Source organism: Bradyrhizobium canariense (assembly GCF_019402665.1).
GTDB classification, from domain to species: Bacteria; Pseudomonadota; Alphaproteobacteria; order Rhizobiales; family Xanthobacteraceae; genus Bradyrhizobium; species Bradyrhizobium canariense.
Genome location: NZ_VSST01000020.1, coordinates 1 through 25,557 on the forward strand (window position 1 = coordinate 1; position 25,557 = coordinate 25,557).

Here is a 25,557-nt window from a genome sequence, read left to right on the forward strand (position 1 = left end):
TGGCGATGCTGGCGCCCTCGCCGGCGCCCTCGTCGGCGATCGACTTCTTCGGCGCGGCCTTGTCCTTGGGCGCCTTGGCTTCCTTCGCTACTTCCTTGGCAACAGGCACTGGCGCTTCAGCGGCGGGTGCGGGCTCAGCCTTGACCTCAACCTTGGCAACCGGGGCCGGGACTTCGATCGGGGTTTCGCGGAAGGCGCGCTCGAGCTCGTCGAGCGACACTTCGCCCGGACGCAGCGGGCGCTCCAGGGTCTGGTCGGCCAGCACGCCGGAGGTCGGCGCGGCTTCAACGGCGACAGGCGCTTCCGGCACCAGCGGCGGCGCTTCAGCCTCGGGAGCAGCAGCACCCGCCGCCATGGCGGCCATCCCCTGCTCGACCATCGCTTCCAGCTTGTCGATGAGATCGCGGTCGGTGCCCTCGGGCTCGGCTTCGGTCGCCTCGAGGCCTGACAGGATTTCCTTGATGCGGTCGATCGAGGCCAGGATCACCGTCACCGCCTGCCCCGTCACCGGCATGCCGTCACGGAATTTGCTCATCAGCGTCTCGCCGGCATGCGCCAGCGCTTCCAGCCGCGGCAATCCGAGGAAGCCGCACGTGCCCTTGATGGTGTGGACCAGCCGGAAGATGTTATCCAGGATCTTGGCGTTGTTCGGCTCTTGCTCGAACTTCACCAGCTGATTGTCCACGGTGTCCAGGCTCTCACTGGTTTCCGTCAAAAACTCCCGCAACAGATCATCCATGAGCTACGCCTTACTGACCTGGATCTGGACCTCGACACCCGAGCCGCGCTGGCATGAACGGAAGTCCCCACCTTGGATCGTTAGACATCCCCTTTCACGGTCCCGTTAATTTCATCCTCCGTGCTAATACGGATATTGAAGACAAGTTTGCCGTTCGACTGCAGGCGACAGCGTTTTTCGGCAAAACCGGCCCCGCGCCGCAACGGCGAGACTCGTTGGGTAAACGTGCCGATAACAGCGGGACCAGGCGCGCGGGAAAGCCCTGCTTGTGAAGCACGATATGCGCGGTCTTCGCGGAATTGTATCGAGCCGCCTGCAATCCGCGGCGGTCTCGCCACGTTCGCTTGGTGCTTTGCCGGGATACGCAAGACCCGCATTTGCGGTAAACGAACCGTTACCCGCGTCCACTGCGGCCGGTGCCGCGCTAACCCAGGCGCGCGGCCGAGGCAAGGTCGCCGTGGGGACGGTGCTCCGCCAGGCAATCGTTGATGGCGGCGAGCAACGCGTGCGGCGTGAACGGCTTGCGCAGACAGCGCGCCGCACCGAGCTCCAGCGCCATCCGGAGGAAATCGGGGGCAGGCGAATTCAGATTTGCGAACGCGTAGCCGGACATCGCGATCAGCGGAACGGCCGGCGCCCGCTCGTGGAAGATCCTGACCGATTCGAACCCGCGCATGTGCGGCATGAAGATATCGATGATCATCAGATCGAACTGCTCGTGTTCGAGCGCGCGAAGTCCGGCTTCCCCCCTTCGGCGATCGTCACCCGAAAATCGTTGCGCTGGAGATAGACCTCGATGGCCATGCAGACCATCGGGTCGTCGTCGACGACGAGAATATGGCGCAGACCTTCTGTCCCCGTTTGAGCTTCCCGATTCGGCGATTCAATAATTGAACCGTGGCGCACGCCTTTCTCCTTTGCTCGAGAAATGAACTGTTGAGAATGTCGTTGCCGCGGCGAGGAAGACGATGGACGCGGAATCTGCGGCCACGCGGCGCCAAGGTTCAAAGCAATGTTTGAGAATTGCAGGCACTCGTCCGACCAACGAGGGTGCACGGGTCGACCGGCGTCCGATGGCAGCGCGGATGCAATGCTTCCGGCTCATGAAGGCCCTTGCCGCTTTTACCTGCGCAAACCCCTCGCAGATCGGTCCGCCGGCTCATCAGCGAATCAGCGTGCCATTCTCATTTCGGCCGCAAATGCACCAGCCTGTCTGCCCCCCACCGGGTATACGCAGAGCGACACAACCATTATAATAAAGTTTTGCTGCCGCACAACCGGATGACGAACAGGAACATGGCGGGGATCACTTCGAAACGCGCCGGATCAACCATGACCGCGACCACCCTCCGAATGGATGCTCCAGTCGATCTGGATCTGCTGGGTTCCCAAATCGGTATCGTGGAAATGGTCAGGGAATCTGTCTTGGCGAGGGCGACGTGCAGCGGCGATCACCGGTCGGACAACTTGTCCCAATTGCCTATATATCCCGACGGGAAGATGATGGAACTTGCGCGGACGGCAAGCAGTTTCGCGTGCTGCGGCCCCGCGGGTCCGAGAGACGGGAGGCTACTTTGGAAACGATGGTGCGTTCCTCCAACGGTTTCCTGTCCGCGCTGTCGGCAGACGATTATGAATTGATCCGCCCGCACCTGCGTACGGGCGATCTGCCGCATGACGCGGTGCTGGTCGAGACCGGCGAAACGCTCAAGCGCGCCTACTTTCCTCATCGCGGCGTCATCTCGTTGGTGGTCGAGCTCGCCAGGGGCGAGCACGTGCAAGTCGCCATGATCGGCCGCGACAGCCTGCTCGGAACGCTCTCGACCATGGGCGATGCCTGCGCGCTGAACACGGCCATCGTGCTGGTTCCCGGCTCCGCCTCGATGATGGACCTCGACCGGCTGCGCATCGCGGCCGACCAGAGCGGCACCCTGCGGACGCTGCTCACGCGTCACGGGCTGGCGGTCTACGCGCAGGTGCAGCAGACCGCGGGCTGCAACGCCGCCCATCCGGTGGAGGCGCGGCTGTCGCGCTGCCTGCTGCACACCCATGACCTCTCCGGCGATTACCGGCTGCTGCTGACCCAGGAGGCGATGGCGCAGATGATCGGTGCTCGGCGCAACAGCGTGTCGCTGGTCGCCAATACCTTGCAGCAGGCGAATTTCATTCACTACAGCCGCGGACACATCCAGATCCTCAACCTGGACGGCCTGCGCCAGACGGCGTGCGAATGCTACGCCACCGTGAAGGCGCAGTATGACCGGCTGCTCGGCCCACGCTGACGGTGCCGCGGCGTGGTAAACCGGCCGCTAATTCCGGCCCGCAAACACGGATTGTCCTGCTACCGGAACTGAAATCCGGATGCCGTAGACACGGACGTGACGCGCGCGCCTGTACGGGCCAGCGGCAAACCAACCGTGATCAAGGCAGGCCAAACCATGTTCGAAGTCACCGTCGCGCCTGCGCAGACAGCGCTTGATGCCGAGCCTGCGCGCGAGCCGGGCGCGTACCAGGCGCTGGTGCGCGAGATCGGCGAGGACGGTGCTTGCGAAGTGCGCGACGTGTTCTGGAGCGAGACCTGTGCGCGCCTGCAATTGTTCCGCACGCTCTCGCTCGCGCAGCACCACGGCAGGATCGCGCGCGAAGCGCATTCGCTGAAGAGCGCGGCCGGAACGTTCGGCTATGTCAGGCTCGCGGTGCTGGCGCTGCGGCTGGAGAAGACCGCGGAGAGGCTCGGCGACGCCGGATTTCGCGACCTCCTGGACCTGATGGACGCGGCCTATGCCGCCGGGCGCGCGCAGGAGCCGGAGGGCTGACGCGCGCGCTCGAAAACGCCGTAACCACTCACACGTGCATGCCCGCCGTACTTCTACGGCTTGGGATTTTCACAGATGGCTAATCATAGGCAGCGATAGTCGCCGGAAACCAGGAGGGTTTCCATGTTCACCTACGAGACCGCGGACCAGAAAGAAGTTCGTCGCTTCCGCATCGCACAGTTCAACGGCCGGATGGCGACGGTGGCCGCTGGCGAGGCGACGGTGACGGGCTTCGTGCGTTCGGTGCTGGAGCAGGAATCGAGCATGCCGCCCCGCTGGACCATCACGATCATTCCCAACGTGCCGAAGGAAGAGCTCAAGCCGCTGCGGCCCTCGTCGCGCGCGCGTCCCTTCGCCGAAGATTATTTCTGAGCACGATCGGAGCCGCGGGTCTTTCTCGAGAGATCTCTCACGCTTGGCCCTCGCCGCTGGCGGGCGGCCCGAGGCAAGAGCCTTCAGTCGATCGAATGCAGCAGCGCCGCACGGACGAGGTCCGCCGTGTTGCGCGCACCGAGCTTCCGCATCGCCTCGGCGCGATGGCTCTCGAAGGTGCGCGGGCTGATCTGCATCCGAAGCGCACCCTGCTTGTTCGAATATCCCTCGCTGATCAGCCTCAGCACCTCGCCCTCGCGCTTGGTCAGCCGCTTTTGGCCTGACAGGCCGAGGATCTCGCCGCTCGACACCCGCTGCGGCTGTGGCGCGCGCGTGAGCTTCGGTTCGGCCTCCGCGGTCGGCAGACCAGCCGTGGGAGAACCGGCAAGCTGTTTGACGAGGCCACAAACCCGCTCGGTCTGCACCAGCGCATTCTCCACGACCCGCTGCAAATAGGCACGGTCGCCCGTCACCGGCGCGAGCTGATCGCTGTGATGCTTGATCTCGCCCATGTAGAGCAGGAGCGCCGTGAGGGGACCGTTGAGCTCGCGGGCGATGGCGGCGGCCATTTCGTCGGCCGCCTTGGCGCGGGCGGCGTTCAGGCGGACGACATCGAGCCCTTCAGTTGGAGCGGCGTTGCTTTCGTACCATTCCGACGGCCGCGAATCAGTGGCCGTATCATTCTGTGACCCCATGTCACTCGTTTAGCGGAACCCAACGCGATCTGTAGTTAACTTTTTGCTCCGTAAGACTACGGTAAATTTGGCAGTTTTGTGCTGAAACCCCGGCGCCGGCACACTTTATGCTTGAGTGGCAACGACCCTCAACAGTCTTAGGTTGCCGAACCTGCTCAAATCATGGGCGGATGACCGGAAGCCTTCTTAACGATCACGTCAGCGCCGAATACCTCCGGCACCCGATTTTACGGATATATTAACGGCGGCTTGCTTCTCTATGTCGCAACTGAGAGCGCGCAAATGCCTCCATGCATGGGGCCGGTAGGCCTGCTGGAATCGTTGCGGAAGATTGCGTGCCATGAACGAGATCGACCAGCTATCGAACTTCCTGCAGAAGCTGACGCCGCTGTCGCGCAGCTGCCTGCTCAGCGAGCTTGAACGGCTGGAGCTGTGCGGCATCGACATGCCGGGCTCGTCCGACCTCCAATCCCGGCTACGGGCCGAATTTCGCAAGGACGGATCGAGCCAGGCGCGCGCCACCAGTCCTTCGCGCCATTTCTTTGCGCCGCTCGAGCTGCTCCTGATCGACGGCGCGCCCGAGCATGCCAATATGGGGCGGATCTCGCGCAACACCCTCACCCCGATCTGGGAATGGATCTGCCGCGACCTGCTGCCGACCATGGCGCGCGACTACATCAAGGCGATCAACGACCAGGTCGCCGCCAACAACCACAAGGAAGTGCTGAAGATCGCATCGACCTTCCAGACCAAGGTCGTCAAGGTTCTCGAGAGCACCCTCGCCTCAGCGGAGAGCACCGAGTTCGCGCGCGGCAAGCTCGCGCAATATACGGCGTCGCGCACCGCCTTCGACGACGTGAAGAAGATGCAGCACGTGCTGCGCGCCGGCGCTGCGCTGCCGAAGTTTAACGAAAAGCTGCCCGAGAAGATCGCGAAATTCGACGACGGCCTGGTCGATCAGATCACCGCACGATTGGACGCCTTCAAGAAGGCCCATCCCGAGGCGCTGCCGTTCGCGCTGACGCTGGTGGCGAGGCGGCTGAAGACGTTCTGGCAACTGGTGCGCCTTGCCACCAAGGCCGCCGCGAGCAAGAGCGCCGCCGATGTCGCCGCCACGCCCTATGCCTGCGTCGTTCACATGGTGCTCGACCAGCTCGACGACAGGCGCCTCGCCCTGCGCATCGCGCTCCGGCACAACCGGGTGCTGATCGCGCGCGACCTGCTCGCCGAGATCTACGACACCGAATATGCGCTCAAGGTGCGGATCGACGGCATCGAGCATTGCGAATGGGGCATTCGGCTCCAGCAATTGATGGACGCGATCGCGGCGCTGGTGGCCGCCGAGGTGAGCCGCTTCCCCTCCAATGTCGGCCACATTCTCGGCTCGCGCCGGCTGCGCAGCCACGATACGCTCGGTGGAAAGCTGTCTTATCTGGCCTGGAAGGGACGCGATGCGATCGAGGACGGCGCGGCCGCGTTGCGCAAGCTGATCGGCCAAACCTGATCCCGCGCTAATGCGCGCGCGGCAGGCACAGGAAGCGATCGAGAAATCGCCCTGACAGCACGAACCTGAACCACCAATACATTATTCGCCGCGACGTCATTGCTGCGATCCTCCACAGCCCACCACCGGCTGCCCAGAGCAATAGCGCACGTGCAGCAATCCGCTTGTGATGTGCTTCACACGGGCGCCAGCGCGCGCCGACGCATTGTCGCAGAACCGTCACGAGCGAACCGGGAAAAATGCGCGCATCGCGCGCAATTGAGGCACGCCATTATTCAATTGGGCGAGGCGCGCGCGGCTTGGTCCAATTGCAGGACAGTGCGCGTGCATGCAGCCTTACTGCGCGTCGCGGAATCTCCAGTGATTGCCGCAACCCTGCGCCCGATGCGCGGGCAGACGTAAAAACTTCTCGAACAAGACGCAGACAATTTTAGACGTGATGGGTGCTTTAACGTTACCCAGATAATTCGACAATCGACTGAAGCCTTCCATATTTGAAACTGCTCACGTCGCTAACACACCGGCACGGAACGGGAGTGCTTGCGATGAACGACGAAATTGTAGAACTCGCCGAACGAAGGCCGAAGACCTTCGGACGGCGAAAGATGAAGCCGCGCGCCTGCGTCGCCGACGGCAAGCGCCATCTGCGCGCGTTTCTCGCGGAAGTTCTGGAGGATCTCGGCTTCGTCACCACCGAATGCGCCAGCGCCGAGGAGCTGCAGAGCGTGCTGACGAGCGGATTGCCCGACCTGATCCTGCTCGGCATCGCTGCCGACGGCATCGAGCCCGGAAAATTTCTGGAGACGCTGGTGCGCGAGGCCTTCGACGGAAAGGTTCTGACGGTGGGCGCCCGCGAGTCGATCATCGTCAGGGCGGTGCAGCAGGTCGGCGAGGAATACGGCCTCAAGATGCTGCCGCCGCTGACCACGCCCTTTGCCGCGGAGACGCTGCGCGACCGCGTCGCGATGCTGTTGCCGGAGGAGCCGGCGCCGAGCCCGGCCGTGCATGTCGGCGAGGCCCTGCACGCTGGCTGGCTCGAGCTCTGGTACCAGCCCAAGATCGACGCGCGCACGCTGATCCGCAATAGCGCAGAGGCGTTGGTGCGGATGCGGCATCCGACCTGGGGCGTGGTGCCGCCGGCCTATTTCATCCCCGAAGAGCACGACCCGAATCTGCGCGACCTCTCCGAATTCGTGATCGAGCGCGCCATGCAGGACTGGCACTATCTGCTGGAGCAGCAGAGCCCGGTCGATCTCGCGATCAATCTGCCGGCGTCGTATCTGAAGGAGCCGCAAGCCGTGGGCGATCTCTGCCGCCGCATGCCGACGCATCCGGCCTTCGGCGGGCTGACGATCGAGATCGACAGCGAGGAGGCGATCCGCGACCTCGATCTCCTGGTCGAGGTCGCCCGCGAACTGCGTCTGCACAATATCGGCCTGTCGATCGACAATCTCGGCGCCAACTGGCCGTCGCTGATGGACCTCGGAAAAATTCCGTTCATCAAGCTGAAGGCCGACCGGCACTTCGTCACCGGCAGCGGCACTGATCGCCTCAAGCGCACGGTGTGCCGCCACATCGTCGAGCTTTCACATGGCTACGGCGTGCACGCCGTCGCCGAGGGCGTCGAGAGCCGCGCCGACCTCGTCGCCGCCAACGAGCTCGGCTTCGACCTCGTGCAGGGTTTTCTGTTCGGCAAGCCGATGCCGCTGAAGAAGTTTGCGCGGAGCACGCTGACCCGGACGGTGATGGGGTGATATCGTTCGCGGGCGACGGATTAGGCTATCGCCGCGCAACCATCCGTCGTCGAGCGCATGGAGCTCGCCTCACCATTCGGGCTGCGTGCCTCGGCCTGCTCGACGTGAAGCGCGAATCCGGTCGCGCCGGAATGCTCGAGCCCCGCGCGGAGCTGCATGCTCGGAATCAGGTAATCGCCGCCATTCTGGCGTCGGTAAGGAATCGGCGATGTCGTCGCAAGCGTTCGCATCCTCTCGCGCAACCGTTCGGCAGTCGCCTGGAAACCCGCTTCGTCGAGTTTGTCGGCCTTGTAGACAACGAACGGCGGAAGCACGTCATATCCCGGATAATAGAGGATGCCGTGATTGATCGGGAACAGCAGGTCGTCGATCGGCCCGTTGATTCCGCGCGCCGCATAATGCTCCTCCCAGCCGCCGGCGGTCACGATCAACATCGCGCGTTTGCCCGCTAGTCTGCCTTCACCGTAACGGTCGCCCCAGCGCTTGTCGCTGTGCTCGCCGACGCCATACGCGAAACCGTAGGCGAACACGCGATCGACCCAGCCCTTGAGGATGGCCGGCATGCTGAACCACCACAGCGGGAATTGCAGGATCAGAACGTCCGCCCACAGCAGCTTCTCGATCTCGGCCTTGACGTCCGCGGTGAGCGTGCCCGACTCGAACGCCTGCTTGGAGGCGGCGGCCGGCGCCAGCCGCGCGTCCTGCGGCAGCAGCGGAAAGTCGGCGCGGCCGACCTCGGATGTCCAGCCATGGGCGTAAAGGTCTGACACCCGCACCTCGTGTCCCTCAGCCTCGAGTTCTCTGACGGCGACATCGCGGAGCGAGCCGTTGAGGGAGCGCGGTTCGGGATGAGCGAAGACGATCAACACTTTCATGATCAGCACCTTGGTTGACGATTGCGAGCAGCAGGTAGCGCCTCCGACTGCAATCCGGTAGTTGTCGCGGATGGATAGGATCCTGCCGAAATATGGATAGATCGGACGTTACGCTCGAACGCATGCGCAGCTTCGTGCGGGTCGCCGAGCGCGGAAGCCTGTCCGCGGTCGCGCGCGAGCTTGGTCTCGGCCAGTCGACAGTGACGCGGCATCTGCGGGAACTGGAGCAGGCCGTCGGCGTGCCGCTGCTCACGCGGACCACACGCAGCGTGACGATGACGGAGGAAGGACGCCGCTACTACGCCGACTGCGTGCAGATCCTGCGCCTGGTCGAACTCGCCGGCGACGAGGCGCGCAGCACACGCGGTGCGCCTGCCGGAACCGTGCGCGTCTCCTGCACCGCGGCCTTCGGCGTGCTCCACGTCAGTCGCTTGGTGTTCGCGTTCCAGGACCGCTATCCGGATGTGGCGGTGGATCTCAGCCTGACCGACGAGCGGATCGACCTTGTGCGGGAAGGTGTCGATATCGCGCTGCGTCTGGGGCCGCTCACCGACAGCTCGATGAAGCTCAGGCTGCTTGGTCAGTCGCGGCGGGTGCTTGTGGCCGCACCGGACTATCTGGCTTCGCGCGGCAGGCCCACGCGCCCGCAGGATCTCGCCAGCCACGATGGTGTCAGGATGTCGAACATCGCCGGCAGCGACGTGCTCGTGCTGCACGGGCGCCGCGGCGGCCGCCATGTGGTCCCGTTCGCAGGGCGGCTGCGGGTGGATCACGGGCTGGCCGCACGCGAGGCGCTCGCGGCCGGTCGTGGCATTGCGCCGGCCCATCTTTGGCTCGTCGACGACCTTCTTGCATCCGGCCAACTCGAGCGCGTGCTTCAAGACTACGCGCCGCCGTCCGTTCCGCTCAACATGCTGATCGTCCCGGAGCGGTCCGGCATCGCGCGGGTACGGCTGCTGGTCGATTTTCTCGCCGAGGGAATCGCGCGGCTGCCGGGGATTGAAAAGGCGCAACCGGGCAAGAACTAAGGCCAGACCAATCCGGCCTCAGGCAAACCGCCGCGCGAAGAAGACGCAGGCGACCACCAGCGCGGTCGCCACGATCATGCTCCAGGCGACCGGTTCGTGCAGAAGCCAGCCTGCAAGCGCGAGGCCGAAGAACGGCTGGAGCTGCTGCAACTGGCCGACGCGGGCGATGCCGCCGACCGCGAGCCCGCGATACCAGAAGATGAAGCCGACGAACATGCTGAAGACCGAGACGTAGGCGAGCCCGATCCAGGCGGGCACGCTGATGCCGCTCCATGCCGAGGGCCAGGTTAGAATCGCGACGGGCAGCATCAGCGGCAGCGACAGCAGCAGCGCCCAGGAGATCACCTGCCAGCCGCCGAGCCGGCGCGACAGCGCGGCGCCTTCGGCATAGCCGAGCCCGCACAGCACGATCGCCGCCACCATCAGCAGATCGCCGGTGAGCGATGCGGTGCCGTCGTTGGACAGCGCAAAGCCCGCGACGGTGGCGCTGCCGAGAATTGCGAACAGCCAGAACATCGGCTGCGGCCGCTCTCCGCCGCGCAGCACGCCGAAGATCGCGGTCGACAGCGGCAAGAGCCCGATGAAGACGATCGAATGCGCCGAGGTGATGTGCTGGAGCGCAAGCGCCGTCAGCAAGGGAAAACCGACCACGACGCCGATGGCGACGATCGCGAGCGAGACGAGATCCTTGCGCTGCGGCCGCGCCTGACGGAGCAGGCCGAGCACGGCCACACCGATCAGCGCCGCGATGACCGCGCGCACCGAGGTCAGGAACAGCGCAGAAAACCCGCCCACCGCCACCCGCGTCGCCGGCAGCGAGCCGCTGAAGATGATGACGCCAAGAAGCCCGTTGCCCCAGCCGCTGCCGGAAGATTGCATGTCTGTCTCGTGTGGTGGGTGGTGGTCCGATCTGGAGGTGCCAGCCGGGGTGGCGTGACGATTACCCTTAAGCCTTCCGAGGCCGGACAACAAAAACCGCGAAAACAACCCCATGCACAGTAGACGGGGGCTGCAATATCAATGACTTACGTGGGGGCGGAATTGGCTGACCCGTCAGGTACGCCGGACGATACCCCGTGCAAATCGAGGCGAGACACCATTAGACCCAGCTGCTCGCGGCAACCGCGTTTGAACGCATGATTGACTGTTAGCGGCGCGGAATGTCCGTGACGTCGCCGACCTCGGCGGAAAGTCTAGCGCAGCGGACCTCGACAATTCTGGACAACTCAACCAAAGTGAGTATTGCGAAAAGATTCGTCTTTTCGTAGGTGCAGCGCACCCAGGGGCTGGGGTCGCACCGGGAGGAATACCTGAAGGGGATAGGGTGTAAATGGGCGGCGGCAGCCAGAAGAAAGCATTGCGCTTCATCGATCTGTTTTGTGGTCTAGGTGGATTTCATCAAGCACTGGATTCTTTGGGACATCGTTGCGTCTTCGCCAGTGAGATCGACCCCGAACTAGCAGATCTATACTATAAGAATTTTGGACTAAGGCCTCATGGGGACATACGGTTCGTTGAACCTCAGGAAATCCCCGCCCACGATGTTTTGTGCGCCGGGTTTCCTTGTCAAAATTATTCCAAGGCTGGAGATCAGTTGGGTCTCGATTGTCCAAAGTGGGGCGATCTCGTCACTTACATCATAAAGATTCTAAATCATCATCAGCCCCGCATGCTGATCATGGAAAATGTTCCCAACTTGATGCGGCATGAGGATGGAGAAACCTGGAAAGAAATTCGCAGAAAGCTGATTAAGGCCGGCTATGACGTATCCGAATCGAAATTGTCGCCCGATATGTTCGGCGTGCCGCAGACACGCGAACGCGCCTTTATAGTTGGTCACCGAAAAGGGCTTGCGCATTTCGCTTGGCCAAAGGGCACCGCAAGTCCCAATCTTTCAATTCGTACCATTCTAGAAAAGAAGCCTGTGGAGGCTCGGTATCTCGAGCCACACTTCATCGAGTATTTGAAATGCTGGCAATCGCTCATCAACGCGCTACCGAAAGATGAGCCTCTCCCGACGTGGCCGATTTGGGCAATGGAGTTCGGCGCAAGTTATCCATACACAAGTAGAACTCCCCATTCGCGGAAGTATCGAAAGATGGGGGCATGCGCAGGTGCATTCGGCAGGTCACTATCGCGGCTCCCGAAGGACAAGTTGTTGGAGGCGCTTCCTCCGTATGCGCGGGAAAAGTCCAAGCACTTCCCTGAATGGAAAATTGAATTCATCCGCAAAAATCGGGAATTCTATCGGAAACACCAAGCGATCATCGACGCTTGGCTACCCCGAGTCCAAAACTTCCCTCCAAGTTTTCAAAAACTAGAATGGAACTGTAAGGACGGCTCCCGAAACATTTGGTCTTACGTAATACAATTTCGGGCATCTGGCATTCGAGTGAAATCACCGCGGCGCGCCCCATCGCTGGTAGCCATGTCTTCAAGCCAGGTCCCTGTTGTTGCTTGGGAGCGACGTTACCTGACTGTGAAGGAATGCAGTCACCTACAGAGCATGGGGCGACTAAAGCATCTACCCAATTCAAAAAGTGCCGCCTTTAAGGCGCTGGGGAACGCCGTCAACGTTACGGTCGTCAAGCAAATAGCTAAGTCGCTGTTCAAGGCAGACATTCAGATTGTTCAGCGCCCTATCCGGCAACGACGCTCAATGCGCTACGAGTTAGCCGATGCAGCCTGAAGCAGCGAGCGCAATTAATCGGGTCAGTATCCGGCCCGGCGTGAGCGTTCTGTCCGTGCTGCGGCATTTAAATTACAAACCTTGGTTTGCGCTAGCTGAGTTCGTTGACAACGCCGTTCAGAGTTTCGCTGACAATTCTGAGAGGCTCCTTTCGCATCACGGCGGGAATTGGAAGCTGAAAGTTTCCATTGAGGTGGACACCTCAACACCGGGCCGAATTGTCATTCGAGACAACGCCGCAGGTATTCCGAAAGATGCTTTCCCGCGAGCATTTCGCCCCGCTGTAGTTCCGCCGAACCGAACAGGGCTCTCTGAGTTCGGAATGGGGATGAAGAGCGCGGCTTGCTGGTTTGCTCCGCGCTGGCGAGTAAGAACGAAGGCTCTGGGGGAGGACGTGGAGCGTTCCGTCCAATTCGATATTGCCCACATCGTTCGGGACGACATCGAAGAACTTGATATCCAAGAACGTCCTGCCAAGGTCGACGATCACTATACCGAAGTTGTCCTTGATGAACTGCACCATGTTCCGGTCGGGCGTTCGCTTGGGAAGATAAAAGAGCATCTCACCGACATCTATCGGGTTCTGCTTCGTAGCGGCATTTTCTCGCTGCAGTTTGGCCCGGACCTTCTGTCGTATGATGAGCCTCCTGTTCTAGATGCTCCATTTTATAAAGATCCTCATGGACAATCCGTCCTTTGGCGCAAAGACATTAATTTCGACCTTGGCGGCGGGCTTTTTGTGAATGGCTTCGCTGCGCTCCGCGATCCCGGAAATTATTCGCGATCTGGCTTTGCCCTTTTCCGGCGTTTCCGTTTGATTGAAGGAAGCGCGGAGGACGGCTATCGACCTCCCTTACTTTTTGGGACCAGTGGGAGCAGCAGCTACGCTAGACTCAGACTGTTCGGTGAACTTCACCTTCATGGCTTCGACGTGAGCCATACCAAGGATGGCTTTCGTTGGGACGATAATGAAGAGCCATTTCTAGAATTGCTTAAAGAGCATTTAGACAGTGACGAACTCCCGCTGCTTCGCCAATGTGAGCACTATCGAGCCTTGGCGTCGAAGAAGGATCGGACGCGAGCTGCGACCAAGGCGCTAAGCCGAGTCGGTGACACCATCGTAGAATCGATGCCATCGGCGCTTCCAGAAATAGCTGACGCACCACCTTTTGAGACAAAGACGGAGTCGCTAGATCAGCAACCCGTTTTGGCAGCTCGAGAACTCCGGTTTGATTTCCGGGGGGTGCCTTGGCTTGTACGGATCGAACTCTCAGACGATCCTTCTGAGGGCGACTGGCTTTCAATTGCAGACCCGGGAATAACAAATGGTAGCGCAGATACCATCGAAATTCGGGTCTCGATGGCCCACCCTTTCATGGTCTTGTTTGCTCAGACCAGCGCTGACGATATTGAGCCGATTTTAAGAATAGCCGCGGGGATCGCAATTTCAGAAAAGTTAGCGCGGCGTTCGGGAGTGAAATCGGCCGGCACCGTGCGGCGAAATTTGAACGAACTTCTCAGAGAGGCTTTGTCGCAGCCATGAGCGCCAACAGTTCGCCGATTTCACCTTTGGCTAATCAGGTTCTGAAGCCCGGTGTCAAATGGCTTCCGTTTCAAAGAGAACAAGCCGCCGGTGTGCTGCGGAGAAGCGGAATCGATGAAAATGGTCAGCTTCTGTTGGTGCGTTCTGCTGCTGAGATTCTGGGCTCTGGAGTAGACCCGAAATTGGGTCCGAACAAAGCGACCGGTTTGGTGGTGGGATATGTTCAAAGTGGCAAGACGCTATCATTCACGACCGTAATCAGCCTTGCGCGCGACAACGGATTTCCGCTTGTTATTGTTGTTGCTGGAAATAAGAGCAACTTGCTGACTCAATCGCACGAACGACTCCGCAAAGACTTAGATGTCGAAGGAGGCGAAGGCCTCCCAGCTTGGATAATGGAGAAAAACCCGAAGTCTCAGGGTGGGCAGTACGAACAATTGCTTCGCCAGACCATCGCAAATTGGCGCGATGCGACGCGAGACGGGGATGAGAAGCCGACTCTGTTGCTTACGGTCTTGAAGCAAAACCAGCGCCTAAGTTCCCTTACAGCGCTCCTGCGTAGCTTGGACCTAAGAGATGTTCCGGCTCTGGTTATTGATGATGAAGCGGATCAAGCAAGTCTCAACACCAAGGTCAACCGGGGACAGGAAAGCCCAACGTACACTCGATTGCGTGAGTTGCGAGACGCCCTGCCGTGCCATACGTTTCTTCAGTATACCGCCACGCCCCAAGCTCCCCTTCTGATCAATATCGCGGACACACTCTCTCCGGACTTCGTTCACGTTCTTGAACCCGGAGTCGGATATGTCGGAGGCGAAGTTTTCTTTGCGAGAAACAGTCCGTACGTTGAAGTGATACCGATCAATGATATTCCCCCGACAAATGCTCTGCCAATAGATCCACCGGACAGCCTATTGACGGCTTTGCGACTCTTTTTTGTGGGCTTAGCTGCAAGCATCATTATCCACAGTGGCCGTCGTCGATCGATGTTGATCCATCCGGCACGCGAACGCCTAGTACATCAATCGAGCGCTCAATGGGCGAGTGCCGCGAAGGATAGTTGGATTGGTGCTCTCACCGCTCCGTCTAATGACCCAGATCGTCGGGAAGCGATCACGGATTTTAGAGACGCTTACAATGAGCTTTTGACAACAGAACCAAACCTTCCCGCTTTCGATGCCGTGATCGAGAAACTGCCACGAGCGTTACGCAACACAACCGTAATTGAGTTCAATACGCGCGGAAGCCCTAAGACGCCCGAAATCAACTGGAGGCACGCAGAGGGTTGGATTCTAGTTGGCGGACAAGCGGTGGATCGAGGCTTCACCGTCGATTCCCTTTCGGTAACTTATATGCCGAGGGGGGTTGGTGTCGGAAATGCAGATACAATTCAGCAGAGAGCTCGCTTCTTTGGCTACAAGAGAAGCTATCTAGGCTTGTGCCGCATTTTTATTGAGCAAGGATTGAAGACTGCGTTTGAGGACTACGTTGAGCACGAACAGACTATGCGTGCGGAGCTGAAGCGGATTGAAAGAATTGGTGAGAATCTACGTACTTGGCGGCGTCGACTTATTCTAGATCCCTCTCTTCATCCGTGCCGCAGATCGGTAGTGTCAGATCCTTACACTAGAACTCGGGCGGGCGGCGGATGGACCCAGCAACGCGGCGCACTGTTGACCGCATCAGCACGTCAAGGAAACGCCGAGACCATAGCGTCCCTCATGCGCGATTTACGATTCCTCGCCGATACGAGCTACCTTTCCAAGGAAACTGCACAACGGCATCAGATCGCTGAGAGCGTAGAGATGCAAAGGATCATAGACGCGCTTGTTGAGTATCGCTTCGAAGATCCACGTGACACTGCTGCATTCACCGGTCTACTAGTTACGATTGGTGAGGCATTTCGGCGCGATCCTACTTTGACGGCTGCGGTCTACAGGATGCGCCCCGAGGCTAGCGGTCGCCGCGATATCAACGCCGATGGCACAATCGAAAACTTTTTGCAGGGCCGGACAGATCGGCCGGGCGGCTATCCGGGCGATACGTTTTTTCAGAAGCCTGATCGACTTTCAGTTCAATTACATTCTTACGATCTCAGAATAGGCAAGAAAGTGGTCGCGACGGCGGCCCCACTTATTGTTTTTTACGTGCCTCCTAGCCTCGCCAGAGACTGGTTGATCCAGGTCCAAGCTGGGCAGTGATTGCTCAGTGTACCAATCATGAGAAATTGAGCCGATAATTAGCCGTGTGAATTGTCCATTGTTCGATGCGCGCTTTCATCGAATGTTCGACGGGGCTGACCGTTCGATTCCCGTTGGCCACGGGTTGTTCCGGGACTATCTCCTGGTGTGCGGGGGACGATCAAAGCGGGTGGCGCAAATCGTCGTCAATGCGCGTCTTGCAGGCCACGTATCAGCCAGGCCGAGCCTATAGCGGACGCTATACAATCCTAGGAAGATTGGCGGAGAGGGAGGGACTCTCGGACCAATTAAGCCCTATCCGCCCGATTACCTCGATGAAACAACGCGAGCCGGCGGATTACGGACTACACTGACGACTACAACGTGGACTACTGCAGCGACCAGCGACGCAGAATCGCGCCAATGTCTGCCGCGGTCAATGCCCCAGGGACCAGCCCGCCGCGCGATCTTGATTCAGAGTTGATGAGATGTTGTCGGCCGAGGCCATAAAGTAGTGCGTCGTCAGGACCCTCTACCTTGACAGTGGGGAGGGTCGAAATAAGCAGACTATGAGGAGCTGGCGCGGCAAGCGCAGCAAATGCTCGATGCCGAACAACCGAGCGAGCGGCGTCGCTTAGAGGCTGGCCCGGTGGCACAAGGACCCGGGAAACCGGGGTTATGATGGCCTACGGCCCCGGATGAATCAGGGCAGTTTCTAATTTCGGATAGGAACATCAAGCGCGACCGTGTCTTGACCGCCATGCCGCTGTACTACTTCGACACGCGCGACAACGACAGGTTCGTTCCTGACGAGATGGGGGGTCAAATCGCCAGCTTGGAAGAGGTAAAGCGTGCGGCGTCCGAGGCAATGGCAGACTTCGCCAAGGACGTGCTCCCGGGCTCGGTAGTTCGTATTCTTTCAACGAGGTGCGGGACGGCTCGGGACCTGTGCTTCGCGTGGTGCTCCGCTTTGAGATTGTGCCCGTCCCCGTCCATTGAGATGGCGTCAATGCACCGTCTCTGCAGACAAGCCTCGACTTCCGGTTATGGCCGAGCCGAAGGTCGCTTGAACGCGCGTTTTGCCCGTTGTCAGGGCAAACGGCGCTGCCGTCTGACTTGACACCTGCCGCCGCGTTTGACGCGCAGCGGACAATGCGCCCCGCTGAGTCCGGGTTGACGATCGGCTTTCAGGCTGCCTAGGCCGTGAACCCATAAATTGTACAAAAGCAGCATCGAACCTCCTCACTACAGGCACGGCGAAATGCTGATGGATCTTCGGGAAGAGCTGTAGGCCGTCGCGTGGAAGGCATTGGTTACTTCAACTGAAACAACTCTCTCAAGAAGGCTTTTACATCTTCGTGGGATTTGTCCGCCGCCGCTTCCTGGTAGAAGCCCCCTGTAAAACCCTTTTCGTAGCAGGAATCACTCGGCGTCAGCGGTTGCTTCGTCTCGGCGTTCAGAGTGGCGCCATTCTCACCTTCTTCGAAGCGACATCGTCTGATCGGATTGGGCGCTTGTTCGAATTTGACCGGGGTCCGGTACATTGGGGCGTCGAATTGGTGAAATGCGTCGGGGTATTCGAGTATGCGCGCGCTCTTGCCCGCTTTGGACAGCCGCTCTGCATATTCGCGGCATGGCGTTATGGGCGTGAGATCGTCCGCGGTTCCGTGCAACATGAGAATCGGCCCACTGACGTTCTCGTCGTCTTGGAAGTGTGTGCCGCATATCGCGTAAGCAGATATGTACCCGACGAAATGAAGGTCTGGGCTGCCGTACATTTTCTGAAATCGAGCCATGCTAGAATAAAGTGCGGCAGATGCCCCTTGAGAGAAGCCCATTACCGCGACGCGAGAGGTGTCAATCCTCGGGTCCTTTGCGGCAACATCTAGCGCGCGGTAAGCGTCAATAATCCGGGTCAGAAAGGAAATCTTGTTGGGATCACCCGGATAATTGACCAGCCCGCGACCGGCGTAACTGTCAACTGCGAACGTTGCGATGCCGATTTCATTAAGGACCCGCGGCCATTCCTCGTAGGGTGCGCCATCCGTGATGGGCCCACTCGCTGAATGCAGAAGTATAACGAGCGGCTGTTTCGTCGAGCCAGATTTCGCAAGCCGCAATTGCCCTGCAAGCGCGACGGGCGTTCCTTGTTTTCCTGTTAGAAAATCGGCGGCTGATGCTGTTTGTGATGGGATTGAATAGAACGCTTCACGCGCGATCTGCGCTTGAGCTTCTCCGAAGATCAGTGAAATAAATAACGCTCCGACCAGTGCGGAAACCACTCTCATGACGTCCCCCTAATCAACAATGCAAAATATCGATTGATGTTACCACGGTCATGCCGCGCTGAACAACTTCGTCAGCCTACGATGATGGTGTTTGCTGCATCGCACCGAGCACAGCGAGCGCCCCATCGGAGTGTGAAAAAGCGCTACGGGCTGCATCAGTTGGCTCTGCCACCCGACAACCTTCAACGTCCCCAAGTCGTAGCGGGCAACCCTGCAAGCAATCTGCTGGGCCTTCCAACATGCCCCGATTCTTTAAAAGCTGACAGATAGGCGTCTGAAGTTGGCTAGAGTCCCCTCCGGCTCAAGCGCGACAGACGTGAGTCGGTCAGAAGCCGGGCCATGTCCATTGTTGCGCCGAAAACGGAAGTAATTCAGACCGTTAAGAGGCACCGCCACGGTCCATCACGAGTTGATGGCGCGCCCGAGACCTGATTCAAGCTCCGAAACCGGAGCCGCGAATCATGCGCTACGAACTCAGCGATTATGAATGGACCGCCATCAAACCGATGCTGCGAACAAGCCGCGCGGTTGAACAGCAGCCTCATCTCGGCGCCTGCATGCAAGAAGAGCTCCTCGGAACAGTTCGCCGTATTGCGGGCAGGCAGCCGGGCCCTCATGCCCCTTCCTTTGAGCAGATGATCGTCTGCCTTCTCGAAATAGGCCTATCCTCTGCGGTTCCGCCATAAGCGGGTTGACCTAGAAATCCGTGCACCCATGCCTCCCATGCCGCCGCCACCCGCAGGCACGCCGCCGCCTGCGTTCCTCTTCGGCACCTCCGCCACCATAGCTTCAGTGGTGATCAAGAGAGCCGCTACCGAGGCCGCGTTCTGGATCGCCACGCGAACCACCTTCGTCGGGTCGATGATGCCCTTGGCGACCAAGTTGCCGTACTCACCTTCTTCAACAGCCGCGCGGGTCGCATGCATCGCGTCATCAACGCGATCCTTGCGCTCCTTCACCTCGACATCGGTCGCGCCGCCGACGCGGATCACCACGACGCTGCCAGCGAGCTTGGCAAGACGCTCCTGGAGCTTCTCACGGTCGTAGTCCGAGGTGGTTTCCTAGATCTGCGCCTTGATTTGCGGGTGAATGACCGTCGCGTGCTCAATGGCATCTTTTGGGTCCTCCGTTCGCGCCAGTCGATAGCGCTCGTGGGCACGCCAGAGCGCTGCCTGCATGTGGCCGACCGCGAGAGCGACATCTACAAGCTCTTTTGCCTGGCGCAGGATCTCGGCACGCGCTTTTTGGTGCGAGTACAGACCAATCGGTTGGCCGCCGCGCCCGCTTGTCAATCGGCGTTCGACTGGGCCCCCCTATCGGCATCCAAAAGGTCCATGCCGAAACACACTCGCCTGTCGCTGGTTCTGCAAGCTCGGCATCGAGGACGCTGTCCCGGATCATTCGGCGTTCTCGCGCGCCCGCAACGAGCGCTTCCGCGATGGCGATGTTCTCCGCCGCGTGTTCTACCGGATCGTCGAGACATGCAATGCCGCGGATTTGGTTGGCGGCGAAGGATTTGCAGTCGATGCGAGCCTGATTGCTTCCGACGCGAACAAGCAGCGCTCGATCGCAGGTCAGGACTGGCGCAGGGATCGCGATCCGGCCAGGTCTAGCCGCGCGGTGAAGGAGTATTTGGCAACCCTCGACGATCCGGCGTGGGGCGCCGCCAGTGATGTCGTCCCGAAGTTTGTCTCGCCATCCGATCCGGCAGCGCAGTGGACCGGCGCTCACAAGGGGCCGGCATTCTTCGCGTACTCCCGACAACTATCTCATCGACGTGAAGTTCGGCGTCATCGTTGATGTCGAGGCCTCCCACGCCATTCGCCAGGCCGAGGTCGGTGCAGCAAAAAACCATGATCGAACGGACCGAGGAGAGCTTCGGTCTCAAGCCAAAACGCTTTATCAGAGGTACCGCTTACGGTGCTGCTCCGATGCTGAACTGGCTGGTCGAGGAGAAGGGCACCGCGCCACATATCCTGTGTTCGATAAGTCGAAGCGGGATGACGGCACCTTCTCGCGGAGCGACTTTCGATATGACTCGGCCGGCGACGTCTATCACTGCCCAGTTGGTAAGCGGCTTGGGACAAGCGGCACCGTGCATGAAGGCAAGACGCTGCTGTATCGAGCAAGCAAGCGCGACTGCGATGTATGCCCGCTTAAACCGCAGTGCTGTCCAAAAGAACCGTCGCGCAAGATCCCGCGCGACATTCATGAATACGCCCGAGACGTTGCCCGGTCGATTGCCGACACCGACGACTTTGAGAAGTCACGGCGTGAGCGCAAGAAGATCGAGATGCGGTTCGCACATTTGAAGCGCATCCTGAAGCTCGGTCGGCTCCGACTGCGGGGACCAAAAGGCGCCCAGGACGAGTTTGTTCTTGCTGCCATCGCCCAGAACCTGCGGCGGCTCGCGTCGCTGGGCGCTCGTCCGCCACCTGCTCGGGCTCTGCGCACTGCGTAGCGTTCCAGTTGCGTAGAGAGCGTCAGGGCCGGCGGATCAAAGCCGGTTGTCCTTAGCGAAATCGCCGAACGATCCATCGCTCACAGACGACTTTTGCAACGAAATCGGCCCATAACTGACCTGCCGTGCCCATTCGCCCGAGGACCGCTTGTGACCCAACTGAGACATCGGGGTGCCGCCGTCCGTCTTGCAGGAATACCGCGAAAAGTGAATATTCGCGCTGGTCTGCGTGCCTTGGTGAAATAGCTAATTTGAGCGCTGCAATCAATGAGGTGTTTTGTGTTGAAGAGGTATTCACTCTTACTCGCGGCCTCAATACTGGGTTTGGCACTTGTGCTGTGGCGCTCCGCTGACGTGCACGCTGCCGAACTTAGGGTTCTGGCCGGTGGAGCAATGTCGGGCGCTTGGGCGGATATCAAACCGCAATTCGAGGAAGCCTCTGGTCATAAGCTTGAGATTTTCTTTGGAACAACTCCGAACCTCATAAAGGAGGCTACGTCGGGCCAGCCGTTCGATGTTGGCGTTGTACCCCTCGAAGTTATGCAAGACGCGTCCGCCCGATCTAAATTCGCGGCAAGTCCGACGACCGATATTGCCCACGTTGGCCTCGGCATTGCTGTTCGGTCTGGGGCTCCAAAGCCCGACATCGGCAACCCGGCCGCGCTCAAAGCAACGCTGCTCAAAGCTCGATCCATCGCCTCGATCCCGGAGAGCGCAACTGGCTATTCAATCGCAAAGGTATTTGATCGCCTTGAAATCGCCGAGCCTATGAAGGCCAAGATGAGGGCGCAGCCCAACCCGGCGCAGGTCGTCGCCGTTGTCGCCCAAGGTGAAGTGGAATTGGGCATATTCCTTATCAACGTTCTCACTGCACCCGGTTTGGACGTCGTCGGGCCATTTCCGGCCGAACTGCAGCAGAACGTGGCGTTCACGGCCGCGATTGGAACGGACACCAAAGAGACCGCCGCTGCCGAGGCCCTCATTGAATACCTTAAAGGTCCGGCTGCGGTTGCAATCATCAAATCGAAGGGCATGGATCCCGGCTGATCCTACGGACCACGCTGGCGAGACCTCGCCCGCGCACGAACTTCACCCGACTTCCGGTTTGGCCCAAATGCGATAGGCGGCGTCCCCTTTGGCTCATCGAAATCCGCCTTCCAGTTCTTTAGAAATGTGCCAATCTGCATACTTGGGGCTGGGGACCGACTGCATGAGCGATCTTCGCGACTGGTTAAGTGGGAACAATCTCGAGCAATACGCCGACGCGTTTGAGGCAAACGACATTGACCTGGATATTTTGGCCGAGCTCGACGACCATGATCTTGAGAAGCTAGGTCTGTCCCTGGGCAATCGCCGTCGGCTTTTGAGGGCGATCACGGCGGGCAACACCGGGGCGGTCCCAAATTCCGCCGCGAACAATGCTGCCTCACTCGATGCATCTTCTTCCGCCGCCTCGCTTTCGTCAGGCGCCAAATCGTCCGTCGCGGAGGAGCCCGGTTCTGCCAATGCCGAGCGGCGGCAGGTGACCGTAATGTTCGCCGATATGGTCGGCTCCACAGCGCTGTCGTTGAGGCTCGATCCGGAGTTGCTCGGCGGCCTGATCCGGCGATACCAGGACGCGGTGGCCGGCGCGATCGGGCGTTACGGTGGCTTCGTCGCCAAGTTCATGGGCGACGGAGTGCTGGCCTATTTTGGTTTTCCGCGTGCGTTCGAGGATGCGGCGGAACGCGCCATTCGTGCCGCAATCGGAATTCTGTCGGAAGTCGGCGCCATTGAAACGCCTGACGGCACGCGCGTACAGGCTCGGATCGGCATCGCCACCGGCCTCGTCGTGGTCGGCGAGATCATCGGCACCGGCATCGCGCAGGAGCGGACCATCGTCGGCGAAACCCCCAACCTTGCGGCGAGGCTGCAGGCATTGGCCGAGCCCGATTGCATCATCGTCAGCGAGTCGACGCAAAAATTGTTGCGCGGCCTTTTCGAGCTTACACACACTGGCGAGCACGAGCTGAAAGGCTTTGCCCGCCCAGTGCCGGCCTGGCGGGTTTGCGGCGAAGCCTCGGTCGAAAGCCGCTTTGCCGCGATCCGGACCGGGGGCCTGCCGCTGATCGGCCGGGCGCATGAAATGGGCTTGATGCGCGAACGCTGGCATCTGGCGCGGCAAGGCGATGGCCAGATCGTGACGATAATCGGCGAAGCCGGCATCGGCAAATCACGCACGATCGAGGCACTGCAGGAAGAGCTCGCAGGCGAAGCGCATGCCCGCATCAATCTGCAGTGCTCACCCTATCACAGCGATAGCTCGCTTCACCCCATGATCCAATATCTCAATCGCGCAGCCGGCTTTGCACCTGCCGATCCGGCGGATACGCGCGCCGAGAAACTTCGCGCTCTCCTTGAGGCACGACGCATCGCCGATCCGAATGCGCTGCCGCTGCTCGCCGAGCTACTGTCGATCCCGATGGCCGAGACGGCTCCCGCCGCCCAGTCGCCGGCCCAACGCAAGGCGTCTACACTTGCGCTGATCGTCAACATGATGGCGCAAATTGGCGGCAACGATCCGGTGCTGATCGTGCTGGAAGACGCGCACTGGATCGACGCCACCACACTCGAGATGATGACGCGGTTGACCGACAGCATTGGCGAGGCGCGGCTGCTTGCGGTGGTATCAGCGCGACCGGAATTCGAGCCGCCCTGGCAAGCAAGGCCCCACGCAACGCTGGTAGCGCTCGGGCGCCTCGGTCGGGCCGAATGCATACAGGTGGTCGCGGGCGTAGCCGCCGCGCACGGCCTGTCGGCCGATACGATCGCGGCAATCATCGCCAAGACCGATGGCGTACCTCTATTCGTTGAAGAACTGACCCGAACCGTCATGGAAGCGGCGGGCGAAGATTCAGCCGTGCCGGCAACATTGAAGGACTCGTTGATGGCCCGCCTCGACCGCCTCGGCGGTGCGCGCGAGGTGGCCCAGATTGCCGCGGTGATCGGTCGGCAATTCACGCTGGCTTTGCTGGAAGCGGCTGCCGGCAAAGACCCCGGGGAACTCGAACGCGCGCTGGCAAGGTTGGTAGCCGCAGGAATTGTGTTTCCCGACGAGCGGGGCCTCGAACGGAGCTTCATCTTCAAGCACGCGCTGGTGCGCGACTCCGCTTATGAGAGTCTGCTGCTGATGCGTCGTCGCGAGTGGCATGGGCGAGTGGCCGAGGCGCTGGAGCAACGGTTTGGCGACGTTACAGCCCGCGAACCGGAATTGCTGGCCCATCATTTCGGCGAAGCCGGGCTGCCCTCTCTCGCTTGCGACTACCGCATGCGCGCCGGCGATCAGGCCGTAAACCGGTCGGCCTATGTGGAAGCCATCGCGCATTTCACGATAGGCCTCAAGCTCGCCGAGGCTTTGCCGCCACAAGAGGGCTTGCGCCGGCGACTGCAGTTCTGGCTGAAGCTTGGTTCGGCGTTGGTCGTCGCGCATGGCATGCAGAGTGTTGAGGCCGAAAGGGCCTATACCAAAGCCAGCGAGATAGGCGAGCAACTCGGGGACGGCCCTGCGTCCTTCCAGGCTAAATGGGGTCTCTGGCTCAGCGCCAATCTGCGACGCAAGACAGCATTGGCGCGCGACCGCGCCAACGAACTGGTATCGCTCGCGCAAAAGTCCGGCGACCGCGAATTGCTGCTCGAAGCCTATCATTGCCAGCTTTCAACGGCCCATTTTCGTGGCGATGTCCGCGGCGCGCTGGAGGGCTGCCGGCATACCATCGCGATTTACGATATGACGCAGCACCGTCACCTTGCGCACGCGTTTGGTGGCCACGATCCCGGCGTCTGCGCGCATGCCCAGTGCGGCAATTCGTGGCAACTGTCGGGCGAAGAACAACAGGCAAGGCTGCACTTCACGCAGGCGATCGCTCTGGCCGAAATGCTCGATCATCCAAACAGTCTCGGCCACGGACTGCACAACATCGGTATTGGCCATCAGCTTGGAGGGGACCGCGGTGCCACTTACACGGCGGCGCATAGGGCCCTGGCGCTGGCCGAAAAGTTCAACCTGCCGCCATGGCGCGCCAGCAGCCTGATTCTGGTCGGATGGGCGACGGCGGCCGGCGCAGCCGTGACGGACGCCGTGCGGCTGATCGATACCGAGATCGCCAATGCCACGGCAGTCGGTCCGTTGCCGCAATACTATCTCGGTCTCGCGGCGGAAGTGCTGCTTGCCGCCGGCCGAGCTGTGGACGCGCTCGGCCATCTCGACCGGGCGATTGCCGGCATCGACGAAGCAGGCGTCGGCATCTATCTGCCTGAGATCTATCGTCTGCGCGGGGCGTGCTTGCTGGCTCTCGACCGTCGCAACAAGGCCGAAGCGCGATCATGCTACGCAACCGCCGCCGATATTGCCGAGCGCCAGGGTGCACTCATCTTCGAGCGTCGCGCGCAGGCTTCCTTGTCCGAGCTTGCGACATAGGGGTCTTTGGTTTGCAACTGTGGAACGACGCATGAGATGTCCGGTCTCGCTCCTAAGCCGAAGAGTGCCTGAGCCCCGTGATGTCCGCAGTCGTTGGTAAACCCGACGCCGAGCTGACCGTGGACCGACGGCGGTTTGTGTCAGCGGACATCGCTTC

At 60.5% G+C, this 25,557-nt stretch carries 19 protein-coding genes and 3 pseudogenes; 14 read left to right on the forward strand and 8 right to left on the reverse strand.

Annotation, left to right across the window (positions count from 1 at the left end; all coding sequences use genetic code 11):
- On the reverse strand, positions 1-739 hold a 739-nt coding region (locus FXB41_RS10730), incomplete at its 3' end, for an Hpt domain-containing protein (RefSeq protein ID WP_219681735.1).
- 424 nt (positions 740-1,163) lie between these two features.
- Positions 1,164-1,645: pseudogene (locus tag FXB41_RS10735) on the reverse strand (response regulator).
- A 677-nt stretch (positions 1,646-2,322) separates the two neighbouring features.
- On the opposite strand from FXB41_RS10735, the gene FXB41_RS10740 reads away from it, so the two are divergent.
- From FXB41_RS10740 to FXB41_RS10750, 3 genes are all read left to right on the forward strand, one after another.
- A complete protein-coding gene (locus FXB41_RS10740; protein WP_219681736.1) occupies positions 2,323-3,021 on the forward strand; it encodes a Crp/Fnr family transcriptional regulator in 699 nt (232 codons plus the stop codon).
- Positions 3,022-3,177: 156 nt separating this feature from the next.
- Positions 3,178-3,555: an Hpt domain-containing protein gene (locus FXB41_RS10745; RefSeq protein WP_035995376.1), complete on the forward strand. Its 378-nt coding sequence runs from the start codon at positions 3,178-3,180 to the stop codon at positions 3,553-3,555.
- Between the two features lie 123 nt (positions 3,556-3,678).
- The gene (locus tag FXB41_RS10750; protein WP_007598946.1) at positions 3,679-3,927 is read left to right on the forward strand and encodes a hypothetical protein; all 249 of its coding nucleotides are present in this window, start codon (positions 3,679-3,681) and stop codon (positions 3,925-3,927) included.
- 83 nt (positions 3,928-4,010) lie between these two features.
- On the opposite strand, the gene FXB41_RS10755 is transcribed toward FXB41_RS10750, so the two are convergent.
- Positions 4,011-4,622, reverse strand: a complete 612-nt coding sequence (locus FXB41_RS10755) for a LuxR C-terminal-related transcriptional regulator (protein WP_219681737.1) — start codon at positions 4,620-4,622, stop codon at positions 4,011-4,013.
- A gap of 340 nt (positions 4,623-4,962) precedes the next feature.
- On the opposite strand from FXB41_RS10755, the gene FXB41_RS10760 reads away from it, so the two are divergent.
- Positions 4,963-6,126, forward strand: a complete 1,164-nt coding sequence (locus FXB41_RS10760; protein ID WP_219681738.1) for a hypothetical protein — start codon at positions 4,963-4,965, stop codon at positions 6,124-6,126.
- 545 nt (positions 6,127-6,671) lie between these two features.
- Entirely contained in the window at positions 6,672-7,880 is a 1,209-nt protein-coding gene (locus tag FXB41_RS10765; protein WP_007598940.1) for an EAL domain-containing response regulator, read from the forward strand.
- A gap of 20 nt (positions 7,881-7,900) precedes the next feature.
- Here the strand turns inward: FXB41_RS10765 and FXB41_RS10770 are convergent, their stop codons facing one another.
- Positions 7,901-8,755 (reverse strand): NAD(P)H-dependent oxidoreductase, encoded by an 855-nt coding sequence (locus FXB41_RS10770; protein WP_219681739.1) that lies wholly within the window; start codon positions 8,753-8,755, stop codon positions 7,901-7,903.
- Between the two features lie 92 nt (positions 8,756-8,847).
- Between FXB41_RS10770 and FXB41_RS10775 the strand changes: the two genes are divergently transcribed.
- Positions 8,848-9,783: a LysR family transcriptional regulator gene (locus FXB41_RS10775; protein ID WP_219681740.1), complete on the forward strand. Its 936-nt coding sequence runs from the start codon at positions 8,848-8,850 to the stop codon at positions 9,781-9,783.
- Between the two features lie 18 nt (positions 9,784-9,801).
- On the opposite strand, the gene FXB41_RS10780 is transcribed toward FXB41_RS10775, so the two are convergent.
- On the reverse strand, positions 9,802-10,662 hold the full coding sequence (locus tag FXB41_RS10780) for a DMT family transporter (RefSeq protein ID WP_219681741.1): 861 nt from the start codon (positions 10,660-10,662) through the stop codon (positions 9,802-9,804).
- 451 nt (positions 10,663-11,113) lie between these two features.
- Here FXB41_RS10780 and FXB41_RS10785 point away from each other — a divergent pair, with 451 nt between their 5' ends.
- The 4 genes from FXB41_RS10785 to FXB41_RS41920 all read left to right on the forward strand — a co-directional run bounded on the left by FXB41_RS10785 (position 11,114) and on the right by FXB41_RS41920 (position 17,315).
- Positions 11,114-12,472, forward strand: coding sequence for a DNA cytosine methyltransferase (locus FXB41_RS10785; RefSeq protein ID WP_219681742.1), 1,359 nt, complete (start codon positions 11,114-11,116; stop codon positions 12,470-12,472).
- Entirely contained in the window at positions 12,462-14,015 is a 1,554-nt protein-coding gene (locus tag FXB41_RS10790) for an ATP-binding protein (protein WP_219681743.1), read from the forward strand. Before FXB41_RS10785 ends, FXB41_RS10790 begins: the two co-directional genes overlap by 11 nt.
- On the forward strand, positions 14,012-16,216 hold the full coding sequence (locus FXB41_RS10795; protein ID WP_219681744.1) for a Z1 domain-containing protein: 2,205 nt from the start codon (positions 14,012-14,014) through the stop codon (positions 16,214-16,216). Before FXB41_RS10790 ends, FXB41_RS10795 begins: the two co-directional genes overlap by 4 nt.
- A 793-nt stretch (positions 16,217-17,009) precedes the next feature.
- Positions 17,010-17,315 carry a hypothetical protein gene (locus FXB41_RS41920; protein ID WP_376707492.1) on the forward strand — a complete coding sequence of 102 codons (306 nt, stop codon included), beginning with the start codon at positions 17,010-17,012 and terminating at the stop codon, positions 17,313-17,315.
- 193 nt (positions 17,316-17,508) lie between these two features.
- Here FXB41_RS41920 and FXB41_RS10800 read toward each other — a convergent pair whose 3' ends face one another.
- Positions 17,509-18,483, reverse strand: coding sequence for a dienelactone hydrolase family protein (locus FXB41_RS10800; RefSeq protein WP_219681745.1), 975 nt, complete (start codon positions 18,481-18,483; stop codon positions 17,509-17,511).
- 461 nt (positions 18,484-18,944) lie between these two features.
- Here FXB41_RS10800 and FXB41_RS10805 point away from each other — a divergent pair, with 461 nt between their 5' ends.
- On the forward strand, positions 18,945-19,169 hold the full coding sequence (locus FXB41_RS10805) for a hypothetical protein (protein WP_219681968.1): 225 nt from the start codon (positions 18,945-18,947) through the stop codon (positions 19,167-19,169).
- Here the strand turns inward: FXB41_RS10805 and FXB41_RS10810 are convergent.
- Together FXB41_RS10810 and FXB41_RS10815 are read right to left on the reverse strand one after the other, a co-directional pair.
- A pseudogene (locus tag FXB41_RS10810) lies at positions 19,146-19,565 on the reverse strand (hypothetical protein); the annotation flags it as partial. The gene FXB41_RS10805 and the pseudogene FXB41_RS10810 overlap by 24 nt on opposite strands.
- Positions 19,545-19,775, reverse strand: coding sequence for a hypothetical protein (locus FXB41_RS10815; RefSeq protein ID WP_219681969.1), 231 nt, complete (start codon positions 19,773-19,775; stop codon positions 19,545-19,547). The pseudogene FXB41_RS10810 and the gene FXB41_RS10815, both read right to left, overlap by 21 nt.
- A 55-nt stretch (positions 19,776-19,830) precedes the next feature.
- Between FXB41_RS10815 and FXB41_RS10820 the strand changes: the two are divergent.
- The 3 genes and pseudogenes from FXB41_RS10820 to FXB41_RS10830 form a co-directional block, all read left to right on the forward strand.
- A pseudogene (locus FXB41_RS10820) lies at positions 19,831-20,944 on the forward strand (transposase); the annotation flags it as partial.
- A 282-nt stretch (positions 20,945-21,226) separates the two neighbouring features.
- A complete protein-coding gene (locus tag FXB41_RS10825; protein ID WP_246648746.1) occupies positions 21,227-21,991 on the forward strand; it encodes a molybdate ABC transporter substrate-binding protein in 765 nt (254 codons plus the stop codon).
- 163 nt (positions 21,992-22,154) lie between these two features.
- A complete protein-coding gene (locus FXB41_RS10830; RefSeq protein ID WP_219681747.1) occupies positions 22,155-25,400 on the forward strand; it encodes an adenylate/guanylate cyclase domain-containing protein in 3,246 nt (1,081 codons plus the stop codon).
- Positions 25,401-25,557: the final 157 nt, after the last annotated feature.